Source organism: Neorhizobium sp. T7_12 (assembly GCF_002968535.1).
Lineage (GTDB): Bacteria > Pseudomonadota > Alphaproteobacteria > Rhizobiales > Rhizobiaceae > Neorhizobium > Neorhizobium tomejilense.
This window is the reverse complement of record NZ_PVBK01000026.1, coordinates 1-15745: the sequence shown is the minus strand read 5'-3', so window position 1 is coordinate 15745 and position 15745 is coordinate 1. Positions and strand designations below refer to the sequence as shown.

Annotated in this window: 17 protein-coding genes; 16 read left to right on the top strand and 1 reads right to left on the bottom strand. The window is 62.6% G+C overall.

Annotated elements, in window-relative coordinates; genetic code table 11:
• Window positions 1-11: 11 nt before the first annotated feature.
• From C5J26_RS29705 to C5J26_RS29670, 8 genes are all read left to right on the top strand, one after another.
• A complete protein-coding gene (locus tag C5J26_RS29705; protein WP_172746173.1) occupies window positions 12-875 on the top strand; it encodes a phage tail tip lysozyme in 864 nt (287 codons plus the stop codon).
• The gene (locus C5J26_RS29700; protein WP_105405040.1) at window positions 875-3022 is read left to right on the top strand and encodes a hypothetical protein; all 2148 of its coding nucleotides are present in this window, start codon (window positions 875-877) and stop codon (window positions 3020-3022) included. The genes C5J26_RS29705 and C5J26_RS29700 overlap by 1 nt, the downstream gene beginning before the upstream one ends.
• A 61-nt stretch (window positions 3023-3083) precedes the next feature.
• The gene (locus C5J26_RS33120) at window positions 3084-4760 is read left to right on the top strand and encodes a phage tail protein (RefSeq protein ID WP_105405039.1); all 1677 of its coding nucleotides are present in this window, start codon (window positions 3084-3086) and stop codon (window positions 4758-4760) included.
• Window positions 4761-5105: 345 nt separating this feature from the next.
• Window positions 5106-5675, top strand: coding sequence for a head-tail connector protein (locus C5J26_RS29690; RefSeq protein ID WP_105405038.1), 570 nt, complete (start codon window positions 5106-5108; stop codon window positions 5673-5675).
• Entirely contained in the window at window positions 5675-6007 is a 333-nt protein-coding gene (locus C5J26_RS29685; protein WP_371681963.1) for a phage head closure protein, read from the top strand. Before C5J26_RS29690 ends, C5J26_RS29685 begins: the two co-directional genes overlap by 1 nt.
• Window positions 6004-6402 carry a DUF3168 domain-containing protein gene (locus C5J26_RS29680; protein ID WP_105405037.1) on the top strand — a complete coding sequence of 133 codons (399 nt, stop codon included), beginning with the start codon at window positions 6004-6006 and terminating at the stop codon, window positions 6400-6402. The genes C5J26_RS29685 and C5J26_RS29680 overlap by 4 nt, the downstream gene beginning before the upstream one ends.
• Before the next feature lie 54 nt (window positions 6403-6456).
• Window positions 6457-6711, top strand: coding sequence for a hypothetical protein (locus tag C5J26_RS29675; RefSeq protein ID WP_105405036.1), 255 nt, complete (start codon window positions 6457-6459; stop codon window positions 6709-6711).
• On the top strand, window positions 6708-7145 hold the full coding sequence (locus C5J26_RS29670; protein ID WP_105405035.1) for a hypothetical protein: 438 nt from the start codon (window positions 6708-6710) through the stop codon (window positions 7143-7145). Before C5J26_RS29675 ends, C5J26_RS29670 begins: the two co-directional genes overlap by 4 nt.
• On the opposite strand, the gene C5J26_RS29665 is transcribed toward C5J26_RS29670, so the two are convergent.
• Window positions 7129-8355, bottom strand: a complete 1227-nt coding sequence (locus C5J26_RS29665) for an MFS transporter (RefSeq protein ID WP_245441327.1) — start codon at window positions 8353-8355, stop codon at window positions 7129-7131. The genes C5J26_RS29670 and C5J26_RS29665 overlap by 17 nt on opposite strands.
• A 106-nt stretch (window positions 8356-8461) precedes the next feature.
• Between C5J26_RS29665 and C5J26_RS29660 the strand changes: the two genes are divergently transcribed.
• The 8 genes from C5J26_RS29660 to C5J26_RS29620 form a co-directional block, all read left to right on the top strand.
• Window positions 8462-8869 carry a phage major tail protein, TP901-1 family gene (locus C5J26_RS29660; RefSeq protein ID WP_046611658.1) on the top strand — a complete coding sequence of 136 codons (408 nt, stop codon included), beginning with the start codon at window positions 8462-8464 and terminating at the stop codon, window positions 8867-8869.
• Entirely contained in the window at window positions 8869-9216 is a 348-nt protein-coding gene (locus C5J26_RS29655) for a gene transfer agent family protein (protein ID WP_105405033.1), read from the top strand. The genes C5J26_RS29660 and C5J26_RS29655 overlap by 1 nt, the downstream gene beginning before the upstream one ends.
• A gap of 104 nt (window positions 9217-9320) precedes the next feature.
• Window positions 9321-9479 (top strand): rcc01693 family protein, encoded by a 159-nt coding sequence (locus C5J26_RS29650; RefSeq protein WP_105405032.1) that lies wholly within the window; start codon window positions 9321-9323, stop codon window positions 9477-9479.
• 33 nt (window positions 9480-9512) lie between these two features.
• Window positions 9513-10043: a phage tail tape measure protein gene (locus C5J26_RS29645; protein ID WP_105405031.1), complete on the top strand. Its 531-nt coding sequence runs from the start codon at window positions 9513-9515 to the stop codon at window positions 10041-10043.
• Between the two features lie 18 nt (window positions 10044-10061).
• Entirely contained in the window at window positions 10062-10700 is a 639-nt protein-coding gene (locus C5J26_RS29640; protein WP_105405030.1) for a DUF2460 domain-containing protein, read from the top strand.
• Window positions 10697-11572, top strand: coding sequence for a DUF2163 domain-containing protein (locus C5J26_RS29635; protein ID WP_105405029.1), 876 nt, complete (start codon window positions 10697-10699; stop codon window positions 11570-11572). Before C5J26_RS29640 ends, C5J26_RS29635 begins: the two co-directional genes overlap by 4 nt.
• Complete coding sequence (locus C5J26_RS29630; protein WP_105405028.1) at window positions 11569-12009, top strand: NlpC/P60 family protein; 441 nt, start codon at window positions 11569-11571, stop codon at window positions 12007-12009. The genes C5J26_RS29635 and C5J26_RS29630 overlap by 4 nt, the downstream gene beginning before the upstream one ends.
• Before the next feature lie 327 nt (window positions 12010-12336).
• The coding region (locus tag C5J26_RS29620; RefSeq protein WP_105405026.1) for a glycoside hydrolase/phage tail family protein at window positions 12337-15745 on the top strand (3409 nt) is incomplete at its 3' end.

Genomic DNA, 15745 nt, shown 5'->3' with positions numbered 1-15745 from the left:
GAGGTGAGACATTGGCAAGACCCGCATTGAATAACGATGCGCTTTACGCGTTCAAATATTATCAGGACAAATACAAACTCAAGCCGCATCAGGCCGCTGGTATCGTAGGCAATCTCTTCCAAGAGAGCACGATGAACCCAATGGCTCGCAATCCCGGCGATGGCCATGATGGCTCCGATAGTATCGGGCAAGGCCAATGGAATGGTGACCGTGCAAAAGCACTGAAGTCATTCGCAGCGGAGCGCGGCACGGATTTTACTGACCGTGACACGCAACTGGATTTCGTCATGCACGAAATGCAGGGGCCAGAGAAATACTCTTACGACCGCTTGATGAGCGCGCAGAACGAGCACGATGCTGCCGCTGCGATGATCGGGTACGAGCGTCCACAAGGCTACAGCAGGGCAAACCCAACGGCTGGTCACGGCTGGGATAATCGTCTTGGTGTTGCACAGGAATTGCTTGGTCGCACGCCGGAAGAAATCGCCGCCGCCGCACCTTCTCAGGTTCAGGCACGAGCACAAGGCCCTTCGCTTCTCGCTGTCGATAAGCCGGAAGCACCCGTGATCGAAACGGCAAAAGCCGACAAGCCACTCATCGACATCCCGAAAATCCTGCCGGATGAAATCTTCGGCATGGACACGGCTAAGACCGGAAAACTGCTCGGCGGTCTCGGTGAGATGATGGGCAAGAACGCCGACAGCATGAACAAGCAGGTTGCCAAAGGCGGTCGCACACAGGACGCGCCAGTGCAACTGACCGGAGCGGTTAGCGGCGTGACGCCAATGCGCGGTGACGGGACTGACGGAATGGAGCCGTGGGAACTGCTTCAAATGATGATGAAGCGCGGTAATCGCGGCGGGAGGCTCATCTAATGGCTGGTAGTGGAAGCATTTTAAAGAAGAAGCCGGAAGACGAGTTGTTCTCCCTCATGGACCAGGACGAGGTTGTCAGCGATGTTGACCCCGGCTTGGCTGCTCTGATGGATGCCGACGATGACGTTCGTGTCGGTCCAGATGAAAGCAATATCGATCCCGAAGGCGAAGCACCATGGAACGTCCGTATGGAAGTTGGTGCGCTTGAGAAGCCAGAGGACAAACTAGTCGCGCTTCGCAAGACCTATCCAGATGCGCAGCCAACGAAAGACGGCAGCAACTTCATGATGACCAACCCCGAAACGGGTAAGACCATCATGTACAATCGTGAAAGTTGGAACCCACTTAATCTCACAGCCGGTGACTTTGCCAGCATCGCACCTGAGATCGGTGAAATCGGTGGCGGTATCGGTGGTGCTGTCGGCGGTGGTATCGGTGGTGCTGCTGTCGGTTCGGCTGTCCCTGTAGTCGGCACGGCTGCTGGTGGTGTTGCCGGTGGTATCGCTGGTGCGGGCACAGGCGCAGTCGCAGGCCGTGAAGGCGTCCAGCGCGGTCTAAACTACCTGTTCGGCAACGAGGACACACGAACCGGCTCGGAACAATTGACAGACGCGGCTAAGACCTTCGCATTGAACGCGGCTGGTGAAGGCGCAGGCATGGCCGTTGCGAAGGGCGCTCGGATGGCGATCGACGCTGGCCGTCGCGCTATTGTCGGCAGTGCTGATGATGCGGCGAAGGCTGCTCAACGCGCCACGGATCTCCGCGCTATAGGTGCTGAGCCGACCGCAGGGATGGTCAATGGCAATGCCCGTATCGCGACTAAAGAACACGCACTTGCCAATACCAATTCCGGCAAACGAATTCAGGATCGCATCTCTCAGGCTTTCAATGCCCAAGGCGATGAGCACTTGCGGGTTGTTGATGGTCTCACGGGAGGCCGTGGAGCAGCGAGCAAGCAGGAACTAGGCGAGGCACTGCAAGGATACGCCCAGCGTGCCAAAGAAGCGGCTACAGCCCGCAGCGATGAACTCTACGGCCAGACCGCCCAACTTACGCAAGGTGTGAAGGCCAGCGGCGACAATATCGGCGCGGAACTGAAGCGCCTCCAAGGTCAGCGCAAATTGCTCGGCAAGTCCGCTGAACTCAATCAGGGCAAAGCCTACGATGCCGCTATTCGGCAGGCGTCGGCGATTGTCGAAGATGTCGGCAAGGGTGCTGATTTCAACGCCCTCAAACAGGCTCGTACTTCAATCCGAGAACTTGCAAATGACCCCGGCGCTGATGATGTTCTCAAGACCCGCCTCAACAGCGTTGCGGATGCTCTGACCAAGGACATGGAAGCCACTGCTAGTGCGGCTGGTCCTGATGCTTTGCAGGCATGGCGTAAGGCGAACAACCAGTTCCGTCGTCGTGTCGCAGATGACAGCATCTTCAATGAGAAGCAGTCGATTGATCCGATCCTCAAGATGACCCCGGACAAGGTGCACGACTACGTTCTTGCGCAGTCCACAAAGGGTGGCACTCGGTTGCAGGCCATTCGCCGCCAAATCGAAAAGGCCGGTGGACAAGAAGCATGGGATGATCTCGCCGGTAACACAGTCCTTCGCATGGGCCGTCAGGTCACCGAGGCAGGCGAGAGCGTCTATAATCCGACCCGCATGCTCAACGAATGGAGCAGGCTTTCGCCGGAAGCCAAGGACGCGCTGTTCAAGGGCACGAGCCGTGCGCAGTATCGTCAGGACATGGATCGTCTTGCGCGTGTGGCTGAGAATTGGAAGCCGTATCAGGGCAAAGCAAATCACTCCAACACGGCTTCGCATCAGTCGGCATTGGCAGAAATGAACCCATTGGATCGCACGACGATCTTGGGTGCGTTGTTCGCCGGTCCAACTGGTGCAGCAACAGCGATTGCAGGCAAAACCCTTGCTTGGGGCGGTCGTCGTTATCAGGCCGCGTTGCTGGCTGACCCTGAAGTGGTCAATCGCTTTGCAGGCTTCTCACGAGCATCGGTCGAAAAGGGCGGCACTCGCAAGTTCATCGAAGGCATCGCTTCGCTCGCCAAGACGGCAGCCAATCCGGCCACTCGTACTGCGCTCGACGAGTACCTACGCGAGATCAATTACCAAGAAAAAGCATGGGAACGGTAAATACGTAAGCGCGAGAGCGTGAGCACCGACAAAAACAATAAAAACAAGGTGGTAAACGCCAATGGCAGACATTTCAGATACAAAGTGGTCAGAACTTGACCCGTCGAATAACAGCGCAAGCCCGGATGGTATTCAGGGCAGTTATGCGCCGAACACAGTTGCTCCGATCCTTCGTGCAACTCGCGGTGCCATCAAGCGCGACTATGTGCAATCCAATCCCATCTACACGAGCACCGGCACTTCGACCGCTTACGTTCTGACCTACGCGCAAGCACCCGCTCCGATCACCAAAGGCAAGAAATTCGTATTCTGGGCGCATGTGACGAGCGCTGGTGCAGCAACATTGAACGTCAACGCTCAAGGTGCGAAGTCGCTGCTTCGTCCAGATGGCTCGGCTCTGCTGCTCGGTGATATTCAGGCCAGCACGGTCGTCATTGCCCACTACGATGGCGCGGCCTTCCGTATCACGAACCCTGCTTTTACAGAAATCGGTCGTGTCTCGGGCAACATTCTTGACGCAAGACTACCTACGACACAGACCGGTAAAACATTCACGTCTGCAACAACGATAAGCGGCGATATTCTCTCGGTCGATGATGACACGTCACCACAGATCTACCTTCGCAAGAAGACTGGCACGATCAACCGTGGCCAGATTTCCGCTAACATCGCCGGTTCAGCCGTTACAATCCAAACCTACAATGCTGCCGGCGTCGCAACTCAGAAACTAGATATTCCCGAGACCGGCAATATGCAGTTTGCCGGTGCAACCGTTTGGACCGCTGCCAATGACGGTGATGGCTCTACGCTTGATGCAGATTTGCTCGATGGTTATCACGCAACTGCGCTTCCCGTATCGACGCCTCAACAAACGGCTCTCGATCTCAAAGCGAACCTAGCGTCTCCTGCGCTGACAGGTACTCCAACCGCTCCAACAGCAACCGCCGAAAGCGATAGCACTCAACTTGCGACAACCGCCTTCGTGAAAACAGCGGTTACAGCAATCCCAGGATTTCCGGCTGGTTTCATCGTCATTGGTGCGATGTCAACGCCGCCGACGGGCTGGCTCAAGTGCAACGGCGCGGCGGTGAGCAGAACTACCTATGCTGATCTATTCGATGCGTTGGTCACGAATGCTGGTTACACGCTGGAAGACTTCACGGTGACGATCGCGTCGGCCCTGTTTGCAAAGACCGCTCACGGTTTTGTAGGAGGCGAACGGCTCCGACTAAGCACAACCGGCGCGCTCCCGACTGGCCTCAATACTACGTCGGACTATTTCGTCATCTCGGTCGACGCGAACAACTTCAGACTTGCAACGTCTCAGGCCAACCAGCAAGCCGACGTTTTTGTCTCCACGTCCGGCACGCAGTCTGGAACACATTCCTATCTTAGAAGCGATTGGGGTTTGGGTGACGGCACGACGTTCAACCTTCCTGATCTTCGCGGCGTCTTCGCGCGTGGCTCTGATGACGGGCGTGGCTTGGATGCTGCGCGCGCACTCGGATCATTGCAGACTGACGCGATGCAACAGATCTCAGGTTCGATTGGTGGTGTCCTTGCCGGTTCATCAACGGGTCCATTCTTTCGCGGTGCCGCTACGGATTCGTGGAGCAGAGGCGGAGGTAGCGGAACGGCGACATCAGTTTCTGTCTCGATGGATAGTTCGCGTCAGGTGAGAACGGCAACTGAAACGCGCCCGGTGAACGTCAACGTGAACTACTTCATCAAGACCTAAGAACCAATCGACATTGGCCGGAGCCTTCGTCGGAAAGCAGCAAAAACCCTTGCGCTGCAACGCTTTAAAAAAAGTAGTGTAAACCGCGTTTAGCACTTATGTGCTCTTCTACACCACCAAGCGCGTCGGCGGCGGGGTGCAGAATTTCGAGGCGATCAAGGTGGTGAAGTTTGCGGCGGCATAATTCGGCCTCCGTCATCCTCGGGCTCGACCCGAGGATCCAGCCTTTCTAGCGTGGCGCCTCTCCGCATTGATACCCATCGGGCTCGGCCTGGATCCTCGGGTCGAGCCCGAGGATGACGGAGTATGCGGAGCCGGCGTCGGCCAAGCTCTCGAAGGATCCCCATGACCTACGCCCAAACCACTCCGCCTTCCGCGGAGCCGCTGACGCTTGCCGAGGTGAAGGCGCATCTGCGTCTCGATGGAAGCGATGAGGATGCGCTGCTGGCCTCGCTGATCAGCACCGCCCGCGAACACCTGGAGCGGGAGACCGGGCTTTGCCTGATCTCTCAGGCCTGGCGGCTCTATCTTGACAGCTGGCCAGCGGACGGGGTGATCCGGATTTCGAGATCGCCGGTGCAAGAGATTCAGAACGTTACGGTTTACGACGCTGACGGCACGGCGCTTGAAGTTCCACTGGAAGATCATCTGCTCGACGGCAAGGGCCGTCCGACGCGGCTGTGGCTGCGGCACCCGCCGGCACCGGGCAGATCGGTCAACGGCATCGAGATCGACTTTTCGGCCGGTTTCGGCGAGGCGGGCACCGATGTGCCGGATACGTTGAAGCGGGCGATGTCGATCCATATCGGCCACATGTTCGCCTTTCGCGGCGTCGTTTCGCCGGAGGACCAGCCGGCCGGCATCCCCGACGGCTACGAGCGGCTGATCGCGCCCTTTCGGATGCGGAGGCTCTGATGGTCGTGTTCTTCGATCCGGGGCTGATGACCGCAAGGCTCGACCTCGAGGCGCCCCGGACGGTGCCGGACGGGCAGGGCGGCGCGACGGTGGCCTGGGAGGTGATGCTCTCGCTGTGGGCACGGATCGAGCCGGTTTCGTTCGTGGTAGCCGAACAGGCGGCCGCAGAGACCGGCACCATCAGCCACCGCATCTGGGTACGGTTTCGCGATGGCATTTCAGCCGGCCAGCGGTTTCGCAAGGGCGCGCGGACCTTCCTGGTGAAGCTGGTGCACGATCTGGACGAGACGCGGCGCTATCTCGTCTGCCAATGCGAGGAGGAAACCCGATGACGGCGGGAAACGCGCTTCTGCAGGCGATCCATCAGACGCTTGCCAATGATGCGGCGCTGACTGCGATCGTCGGCACGGGCGGCATCCGTGACCGGCTTCTGCCGCGGGCAAAGCTGCCGTGCGTGGTGTTCGGCGAGCTGGAGACACGGGACTTTTCGACCGCCAGTGAGGCGGGCGAGGAACATCTTCTGGTTCTGGAAATCTGGTCGGATGGCGAGGGACGGCGGCAGGCACAGGAGATCGCCGGCCTGCTGCACGCCCTGCTGCACGATGCGGCGCTGGCGCTGGAGGGCGCGGTGCTGGTGAACCTGCTGCAAGTGGGCACAAGGACGCGGCGGGAGCCGAAGACGAAGTTCTATCTGGCGGAGATGCGGTTTCGGGCGGTGACGGAATAGGCTTGCGTAAATTACACATTTTGCGTATTTTAAGTGGAGCCAAGGAGCAGCTTCATGACTGAACCCCTCCGCGTTGCGGCGACGGAATTCGCCCGCAATTTTGCAAGATATCAGGACGAGGCGATCAGCGCCAAGGTGATCAGTGTCACCAGTCACGGGCGCGTGGTAGGCGCTTATCTCTCCGCCAGCGAGCTTGCCCATTACGAGACGCTGAAGCGCAAGGAACGGGAGATCCTGACTGTCGGTGAACTGGACGAGGAGACACTCTCTGCTATCCGTGACGCCGAATACGGCTCGATTGCCAGGTGAGCTTTCCGGAACCGAAGCCGGGTCTCGTCATTCGTTACGCGTTCCTCTGGAGCAGCGAGGAAGATCGCGGCTCAGTGGAGGCGGGCAAGGATCGTCCCTGCGCCATCGTTGTCGCCGCCTATAACCAGGCAGGCGCGATCCAGACGATCGTGGCGCCGGTGACGCATTCGCCGCCTGGTCAAGGCAATCCGAAGGCCTCGCTTGAAATACCTGCTGCGATCTGCAAAAGCCTCGGCTTCGACGATGGCCGTCATTGGCTGCGGCTGGATGAACTCAACAGGTTCCTGTGGCCCGGCTACGACCTCAGACCGCGTCCGGACGATCCAGGCCGTTGGGATTACGGCATGCTGCCGAAGGAATTCTTCGAGCAGATTCGCGGCCGCATCATCGACCTGGATCGCGAGCGAAAGAACAGGATCATGAAGCGGGACTAGGTTCCGCCGTCCGCGCATTCGCCCGCCGCACCAGCCTCACCAGCATCAGCACCAATACCAGCGAGATTGCCGAGAGCACGGCGCCGGTCACCAACGCCGCGGTGACGCCGGCACGGTCGAGGATGGCGGTGAATATGACCGGCGCGGCGGCAGTGGCAAGGTTCTGCGGCAGCGACAGGCGGGCCGATTGCAGGCCGAATTCGCGCGGTGAGAAGAGCGACAGCGGCAGGAGTGCACGGGCGACTGCAAGCACGCCGGTGCCGAAGCTGTAGAGCAGCATGAAGACCACCAGGACCGGGGCAGAGGACGTGACGGTCGCGGTAAGCAGGAAGCTGAAGAGGATCAGGCCGGTGCCGACGAGCGAGGTGAGCAGCGCATTGCCGCGTCTGCCGAGAGCCATGTCGACGAAGCGGGCGGAAACGCCGATCGCGCCCCGCGCCGAGCCGAGCTGCAGCGCAAGCGCCGGCGAGGCGCCGGCCTGTTGCAGCAGGGCCAGCAGCGAGGGCGACAGGCCGAAACTGATGAACGAACTGATCGCGGTTGCCGCCGCCACCAGGAAAAAGGCGCGACGGCGTTCCGGCGGCGTGAAATCGACAGGGGCCGTATCCGTGGCTTGGGTCTGCTCGTTGCGGTCGATCGGTTTGGGAAGACCGAACAGATAGAGCGGCAGGCAGATGAAGAGCTGCAGCATCGCCGAGAATACGAACGTCATCCGCCAGCCGACGAGATCGTTCATCAGCGCCAGGAGTGGCCAGAAAATGGTCGCCGAAAGCCCGGTGAACAGCATCAGGATGGCGATGATGCGCTTGCCGTCCAGCCCCTCGCGCTCGACGACCGCCGTATAGGCCGGCGCCGACAGGCCGAGCGCACCGCCGATGCCGATGACGATCCAGGCGAGGCCGTAGACCAGGATTTCGTGGGCGCTCGCGAGCAGCAGCAGGCCGATCGCGAAGATGACGGATGCGCCGGCCATGACTTTTGCGGCACCATGGCGGCCGAGCAGCCGCCCGGTCGCGGGACCGGCAAGCGCACTCACCAGCATCATGATCGACAGGCCGAAGAAGACGACCTCGTTCGGAAGGTCAAGTTCCGGTGCGACGATGCGGCCCATGACCCCGAGCATATCGAAGGTCGTGCCCCAGGAAATGATCTGGGTGACGGCGAGCACGGCGATCGTCTGCGCCGAGCGCAGCGGGAGAATTTTGGGCATGGCGGCGGAAGGCATTCGCGAAAGGGACGGTTGAGCGCCCGATGCTCTAGCACCGCTTTTTACGGTGCGGAAGCGACAAACGGATAACAGCGGAAAGGACTTCCACATGGTGGCGCAGAAGGGCAAGGACCTGCTCTTGAAGATCGACAATGACGGCGCGTTCCTGACGGTGGCGGGGTTGCGCTCGAAGCGGCTCGCCTTCAATGCCGAGACCGTCGACATCACCGATGCCGAAAGCGCCGGACGCTGGCGCGAGTTGCTGGGTGGCGCCGGCGTGCAGCGCGCTTCTCTGACCGGCGCCGGCATTTTCAAGGACCAGGAAAGCGATGCGCTGGTGCGGGCGGCGTTCTTTGCCGGCAGCATTCTGGCCTGGCAGATTCTGATCCCGGCCTTCGGCACGGTGACCGGACCGTTCCAGGTGACGGCGCTCGAATATTCCGGCGAGCACAATGGAGAGATCCGCTTTGAACTGGCCTTGGAATCGGCCGGCAGCCTGACCTTCGGAGTGCTGTGATGGCGGGCGGACACGCAAACCGCAGGCGCGGCGAGGTGGAGGCGGTGATCGATGGCGACCGCCGCATTCTCTGCCTGACGCTCGGCGCATTGGCGGAACTGGAAACGGCGTTTTCCGTCAGCGACCTCAACGGGCTGGCGGACCGGTTTTCCTCCGGGCGGCTGAAGGCGGCGGACATGATCCGGCTGATCGGTGCCGGCCTGAGGGGCGGCGGCAATCTCTTCTCCGACGACGAGGTGGCGGCAATGAGCGTCGAGGGCGGAATTTTAGGCTACGCACGGATTGTCGGCGATCTGCTGGCGGCGACGTTTGGGGCGCCGGGCGGGGAGGCCGCGGCAAACCCTTGAGTGCCGCAGCGGGAATCGGACCAGTCGCGGGAGGAACTTCGAGTGGGTTCTCCGCCACAACTGCGATCGAAGAGGCGAGGCGACCGTTTCCGTGGGATGCGGTGATGCATGCCGGCCTCTGCCTGCTGCGGCTTCCGCCGAGGGATTTCTGGGCGCTGACGCCGGTCGAGTTTTTGGCCATGACCGGCGGGATGAGGGGACGTGGCGCAGGTATGGAGAAGCCCGGGTTGGAAGCGCTGATGCGGGCGTTCCCGGATGGGTGAGTCAGGGCCGCGGCGACGAAACGGGAGTTCACCATGGAAGACGACAATAATTTGGCCGGCACGCTCTCCGGCGCGGAGGCGCTGACCGGGGTGATGGCGGACCTCGAAGTGCGTTCGCAGCGCTTCGGCGTGGCGCTGACCGGGGCGCTCAGGTCCGCGACGACAGGCGGGCGCGGGCTCGAAGACGTACTCAAGGGGCTTGGCAACCGGCTTTCGGACATCGCGCTGGCCGCTGGCCTGAGGCCGCTCGAAAACATGCTGGGCAATGCGATCGGCGGACTTGTCGGATCGGTGACGCCGTTTGCCGACGGCGGTGTCGTGCGTTCCCCGAGCTTCTTTCCGATGGGCGGCGATATGGGCCTGATGGGCGAGGCGGGGGCGGAAGCAATCCTGCCGCTCAGGCGCGGGCCGGACGGCGCGCTCGGCGTTGCGGCGGCCGGCGGGGCCACGCCGCAGATCGTCTTCAACGTGACGGCGAGCGACGCCGCGAGCTTTCGGAAAAGCGAAGGGCAGATTTCCGCCATGCTGGCGCGCAGTGTTTCGCGCGGACGGCGCGGCCTGTGACGATGTTGCGAGGATGAGATGAGCGGTTTTCACGAGGTTCGGTTCCCGTTGCGCCTGGCGCTCGGGGCAACCGGCGGGCCGATGCGGCGCACCGATATAGTCAATCTTTCCAACGGGCGCGAGCAGCGTAACCAGCGCTGGCGGGATTCAAGGCGCAGCTATGATGCCGGTTCGGGGGTGAAGTCGCTCGCCGATCTTTATGCGGTGCTGGAATTTTTCGAGGCGCGGGGCGGGCAGCTTTACGGCTTTCGGTTCCGAGATCCGGTCGACGGGAAATCCTGCGCGCCGGGCGAGGCGGTATCGGCGACCGACCAGGCGATCGGCATGGGCGACGGGGAGACCGCGGCATTCCAGCTCGTCAAAACCTACGCGGATGGCGCGGGGAGCTGGACGAGGCGGATCGCCAAGCCGGCCACTGGCTCGATCGTGGTGTCGGTGGACGGCGTCGCAGTACCGGCGGAGGCCTGGTCCGTCGATGCGGCGACGGGGATTGTCACCTTTGCCGCCGGGCATGTTCCGCCGGTCGGGGTGGCGGTGCGGGCGGGTTACGAATTCGACGTGCCGGTGCGGTTCGATACGGACCGGATCGACGTTAACCTCGCGCATTTCGATGCCGGGCATATTCCGACCATTCCGCTGACGGAGGTTTTGGCATGAAAACAGTACCGGCTGATCTGGCCGAACATCGGGCGCAGGAGACGACAACTACCTGCCATGCATGGCGGGTGACGCGGCGTGACGGGGCGGTGCTGGGATTTACCGAACACGACCACGACCTGACATTTGGTGGGACGACCTTCCTGGCGGCGAGTGGCTTTTCGGCAAGCGAGGCAGAAGCGGCAACAGGGCTTTCGGCGGGTGCCGACGAGGTGGCTGGCGGGTTTTCGAGTGCGGCGATCCGCGAGCAGGATCTGGCGACCGGTAGGTATGACGGTGCGCGGGTGGAGCTGTTTCTCGTCAACTGGGCGGCGGCGGATCAGCATGTGCTCTTGAACGTGCGGGAGATCGGCGAGGTTTCCCGCGCCGGCGGGCAGTTTCGCGCAGAGCTGCGCAGTCTGGCGCATCGGCTGAGCCAGCCGCAGGGACGCGTCTATAATCGGCGCTGTGACGCAAGCCTTGGGGATGCCCGTTGTGGTGTAAACTTGGATCTGTGGCGCGGCGAGGGGGCGGTGATCGCGGTGAAGGACGCGAGCCAGATTGTCGTCTCGGGCCTCGGCGGTTTCGCGAGCGATTTCTTTCGGCAGGGCGTGCTGACGTTTGCGGGTGGCGTGGCGGTCGATGTCGACGCGCACGAAAAGAGCGCGGACGGCTCGGTGGAGCTGATTTTCTGGTTGCCGCTGGAGGAGCCGGTTGCAGCGGGTCACACGTTCACGGTGACCGCGGGTTGTGACAAGTCGTTTGCGACCTGCAAGAGGCGCTTTGCGAACCATCTGAATTTTCGCGGCTTTCCACATGTCCCGGGCGCCGATTTCGCCTATTCCTATGCCGACGGGGAGCGGGTCCACGACGGAGGCCCGATCTTCCAATGAACGGACAAAGCGAGCGGGTCGTGGCACTGGCCGAGCAGTGGATCGGCACGCCCTACCGGCATCAGGGCGCGACGAGGGCTGTCGGCTGCGATTGCATCGGGCTCATCCGCGGGATCTGGAGCGAGCTTTACGGCGAGGAGCCGGAGACGGTGCCGGCCTATGCGCCCGATTGGGCGGAGCGGAGCGGCGAAGACAGACTTGCGGACGCGGCCGCGCGGCTCTTCGGGCCGAGCGTGCCGTTGGCTGAGGCGGAGCAGGGAGATGTCCTGCTGTTTCGCTGGCGGCCGGACTGTCCGGCGAAACACGCCGGGGTATTGGCCGGGCCGCAGCATTTCATCCACGCCTATGAGCAATCGGCCGTGACGCGTTCGGCGCTGGTACCATCGTGGCGGCGACGGGTTGCGGGCGTGTACCGGTTTCCCTTGGCGTCTCATTGAAAAGAAATGCCGCTTGGAGTATCGTTCTGGAGTGGTGAGCGGAGCTGCTACCCCGCCCACCGTTTGCTTATGTTTTGAAATTGATCCGGACGGCTATAGACCAGCCCGTCCGGGTCACCTTCAAGATAAGCGTAATGCCAATCGGCCTGAGCCTCATCACATTACCTCCATTCTCGAGAGCAAGGCCCTTGCCTGGGTCGGCGTGGCCTATCCTCGCCGATACGCCGGCTGGCGCGGCGCGTGCTGCTTCTGCTCCCGAATTTTCTGACGCTACCACAATCTGAGCGAGCATCCAGTGGCAGCGCTGGGCGGCGGTGAGGTATTTCCATGGCCACTATCCTTTTCCAGGCGGCGGGTGCGGCGCTCGGCAGTGTGTTCGGTCCGGTCGGCGCGATCATCGGGCGGGCGGCGGGCGCGCTGGCCGGCAGCATGGTCGATCGGGCGCTGATCGGCGGCAGCGGCGCGACCATCTCCGGGCCTCGTCTTGCGACTGCACGCATCCCGGGTGCTGACGAGGGGGCGACGGTCAACCGTATCTACGGGACGGCGCGGATCGGCGGCACGCTGATCTGGGCGACGCGGTTCGAGGAGGAGGTGACGCGCGAGCGCTCCGGCGGCAAGGCGACGAGCGGGCCACGGGTGGAGACGTTTCGCTATTTCGCAAACCTGGGGGTCGGGCTCTGCGAGGGGCCGATCGCTGGCGTGCGGCGGGTCTGGGCCGATGGACGTGAGCTCGATCTGACGGCAATCGAGATGCGGGTCTATCGTGGCGACGGGGAGCAATTGCCCGATCCGCTGATCGAGGCGAAGCAGGGCGAAGGCAATGCGCCGGCCTATCGCGGACTGGCCTATGTGGTGTTCGAACGGCTGCCGCTCGACAGTTTCGGCAATCGCATCCCGCTCCTGCAGTTCGAGGTGCTGCGGCCGGTGGGCAGGCTCGAACATCAGATACGCGCCGTGACGATCACTCCGGGCGCGACCGAACATGGTTATGCGACTGTGCCGGTGACGGAGAAGACCGGCGAGGGCAGCGCGCGCATCCTCAATCGCCACACGCTGGCATCCGGAACCGACTGGCAGGCGTCGCTCGACGAGTTGCAGGCGCTCTGCCCGAACCTCGAGCGGGTGGCGCTGGTTGTCTCCTGGTTCGGGACGGACCTCAGGGCAGGGCATTGCCGGATCGTGCCGGGCGTCGAGGTGCCCGAGCGGTGGGAGGAAAGCGCGGAGTGGTCCGTGGCCGGGATATCGCGCGGCGGGGCACATTTGGTGAGCCAGCTCAGCGGGCCGGCTTTCGGCGGCACGCCGAACGATGCGAGCGTGGCGCAGGCGATCGCCGACCTCAGGGCGCGTGGGCTGAAGGTCTATCTCTATCCGTTCGTGATGATGGATATTCCGCCCGGCAATGGCCGACCGGATCCCTATGGCGGAGTGGAGCAGGCGGCCTTTCCCTGGCGCGGGCGGATCACCTGTTTCCCGGTGTCGGCGGATAGGACTGCGGCTGCGCGGGCGCAGGTGCAGGCTTTCAGCGCGGGTTCCGAGGGATACCGGCGCATGGTGCTGCATTATGCCGGCCTGGCGGCGGCCACGGGCGGGGTCGATGGTTTCATCCTCGGCTCGGAGCTGCGCGGGCTGACGCAATTGCGCGACGAGACGGGGATCTTTCCTTTTGTGCAGGAACTGGTTCGGCTTGCGGCGAATGTGCGGGCGATCGTCGGGACGGGGACGAAGCTCACCTACGGCGCCGATTGGAGCGAATATTTCGGCTATCACCCGCAGGACGGTTCGGGCGAGGTGCATTTCCACCTCGATCCGCTCTGGGCTTCGGTGGATATCGATGCGGTCGGCATCGACAACTACATGCCGCTCGGCGATTGGCGCGACGAAGATCTTGTCGCGGACAATCCGGATGGGTTTCGTCTTGCGGATGATGCCCAAGCGATGGCGGCTCAGATCGCCGCCGGCGAGGGTTTCGACTGGTATTATGCGAGCGATGCGGACCGACGAAACCGGCTGCGATCGCCAATTTCGGATGGGCTGGCGGGCAAGCCGTGGGTCTATCGTTACAAGGATCTCCTGGGATGGTGGTCGAACCGGCATCATGACCGTGTGGGCGGTGCCGAGACTGCAATGCCCACGGCCTGGGTGCCCGGCATGAAGCCGATCTGGTTTACCGAACTCGGGTGCCCGGCGGTCGACAAGGGCGCCAACCAGCCGAATGTCTTTACCGACCCGAAATCGGCCGAAAGTGCGCTGCCCTATTTTTCGAGCGGCGGGCGGTCGGACAGCATGCAGCGTCGGTTTCTGGAAGCGCATCATGGCTGGTGGCAGGGCGAAGCGCCGCCGACTGGCATGGTCGATCCAGACCACGTCTTTGTCTGGACTTGGGATGCCCGGCCTGTTCCGGCCTTTCCCGGCGATCTTTCGGCCTGGAGCGATGGCGGCAACTGGCGCACCGGCCACTGGCTCAATGGCCGGCTGGGCGGAACTACGCTTGCCGATGCCATTGCCGCGATCCTGACGGAGCATGGTTTTGAAGATTTCGACGTTTCGGAAGTGAGCGGCGACCTGACTGGCTACGTGCAGGGCGAGGTGACCTCCGCGAGGGCGCTTCTGGAGCCGCTGCTCGAGGTCTTTCAGGTGGATGTCGCCGAAGACGGCGGCAGGCTGCGCTTCCGGTCACGGCTGACGGCGAGCCTGGCGGCCAAGGAGATCGCCGTCATTGCCGATATCGAGGATGAGCCGCTGTGGTCGGAAAACCGCGGGCATGACAGCGATTTTGCGGCGGAGGCGGTGCTGACCTCCTACAATCCGAGTCTGGACTACGAACAGGCGGGTGTGCGATCGCGGCGGGCGCGGGCGGAAAGCCAGCGCATCCTGAGTTACGACCTGCCAGCCGTGCTGCCGGAGGAAACGTCGCTCGGTGCGGTCGAGACGCTGCTGCGCACGCACAGGGCCGCGAGGCGGTCGTTGAGTTTTGCGCTTTCGCCGGCGGAGATTGCCGTCGAGCCCGGCGATGCGGTGCGGCTGGCTCTGCCGGATGCCGCTGGCCCGGAGGGGACGTTTATCGTCGAACGGATCGAAGAGGGCGCAGCGCGGCGGATCGAGGCGCGGCACCACGCGCCGCTTGCGCCTTTGAACTATGCTGTCGGCGAGGGGTACAGGAATGGCGGTAGCGCCGTCTCCGACGCATTTGCGCCTGTACTGCACTTTCTCGATCTGCCGCGGTTTGCGCCCGGCGAGGCAGCGAACTTCGCCCGCGTTGCGGGTTTCTGCCGGCCGTGGCGACGGACGGCGTTATCCTCGTCCGTCACGACCGAAGGGTATCGCATGCGCTCAGTGCTCGACCGGCCGGCAAGGGTCGGCATTCTGGCGGCGCCGCTTTCGGACGGCGCGATCGGGCGCTTCGATCGAGGTCCGACCGTGGAGATCGAACTGTTTTTCGGCGGCCTGTCGTCGGCGAACGAGCAGGCGGTGCAGAATGGCGAGAATCGTATTGCGGTGAAAGCGCTGAATGGCGCCTGGGAAGTGGTCGGCTTTGCTGCAGCCGAAGAGACCAGCCCGAATCGCTGGACGCTGTCGAACCTGTTGCGCGGGCTGGCGGGGACCGAGGATGCCATATTGGCGGGTGCCGCGGCGGGTGCAGCCGTCGTCGTGCTCGACGAGGCGGTTGTGCCTCTGGGACTGTCGGCAGAGGAGCGCGGTCTGGCCATGAACTGGCTGGCGGAAAGTCTGGGGC

Bases quoted from the DNA above. Each gene is read 5' to 3' on its own strand.
- C5J26_RS29700 (WP_105405040.1), top strand. From the start codon at position 875: ATGGCTGGTAGTGGAAGCATTTTAAAGAAGAAGCCGGAAGACGAGTTG.
- C5J26_RS33120 (WP_105405039.1), top strand. From the start codon at position 3,084: ATGGCAGACATTTCAGATACAAAGTGGTCAGAACTTGACCCGTCGAAT.
- C5J26_RS29690 (WP_105405038.1), top strand. From the start codon at position 5,106: ATGACCTACGCCCAAACCACTCCGCCTTCCGCGGAGCCGCTGACGCTT.
- C5J26_RS29685 (WP_371681963.1), top strand. From the start codon at position 5,675: ATGGTCGTGTTCTTCGATCCGGGGCTGATGACCGCAAGGCTCGACCTC.
- C5J26_RS29680 (WP_105405037.1), top strand. From the start codon at position 6,004: ATGACGGCGGGAAACGCGCTTCTGCAGGCGATCCATCAGACGCTTGCC.
- C5J26_RS29675 (WP_105405036.1), top strand. From the start codon at position 6,457: ATGACTGAACCCCTCCGCGTTGCGGCGACGGAATTCGCCCGCAATTTT.
- C5J26_RS29665 (WP_245441327.1), bottom strand. From the start codon at position 8,355: ATGCCCAAAATTCTCCCGCTGCGCTCGGCGCAGACGATCGCCGTGCTC.
- C5J26_RS29660 (WP_046611658.1), top strand. From the start codon at position 8,462: ATGGTGGCGCAGAAGGGCAAGGACCTGCTCTTGAAGATCGACAATGAC.
- C5J26_RS29655 (WP_105405033.1), top strand. From the start codon at position 8,869: ATGGCGGGCGGACACGCAAACCGCAGGCGCGGCGAGGTGGAGGCGGTG.
- C5J26_RS29650 (WP_105405032.1), top strand. From the start codon at position 9,321: ATGCATGCCGGCCTCTGCCTGCTGCGGCTTCCGCCGAGGGATTTCTGG.
- C5J26_RS29645 (WP_105405031.1), top strand. From the start codon at position 9,513: ATGGAAGACGACAATAATTTGGCCGGCACGCTCTCCGGCGCGGAGGCG.
- C5J26_RS29640 (WP_105405030.1), top strand. From the start codon at position 10,062: ATGAGCGGTTTTCACGAGGTTCGGTTCCCGTTGCGCCTGGCGCTCGGG.
- C5J26_RS29635 (WP_105405029.1), top strand. From the start codon at position 10,697: ATGAAAACAGTACCGGCTGATCTGGCCGAACATCGGGCGCAGGAGACG.
- C5J26_RS29630 (WP_105405028.1), top strand. From the start codon at position 11,569: ATGAACGGACAAAGCGAGCGGGTCGTGGCACTGGCCGAGCAGTGGATC.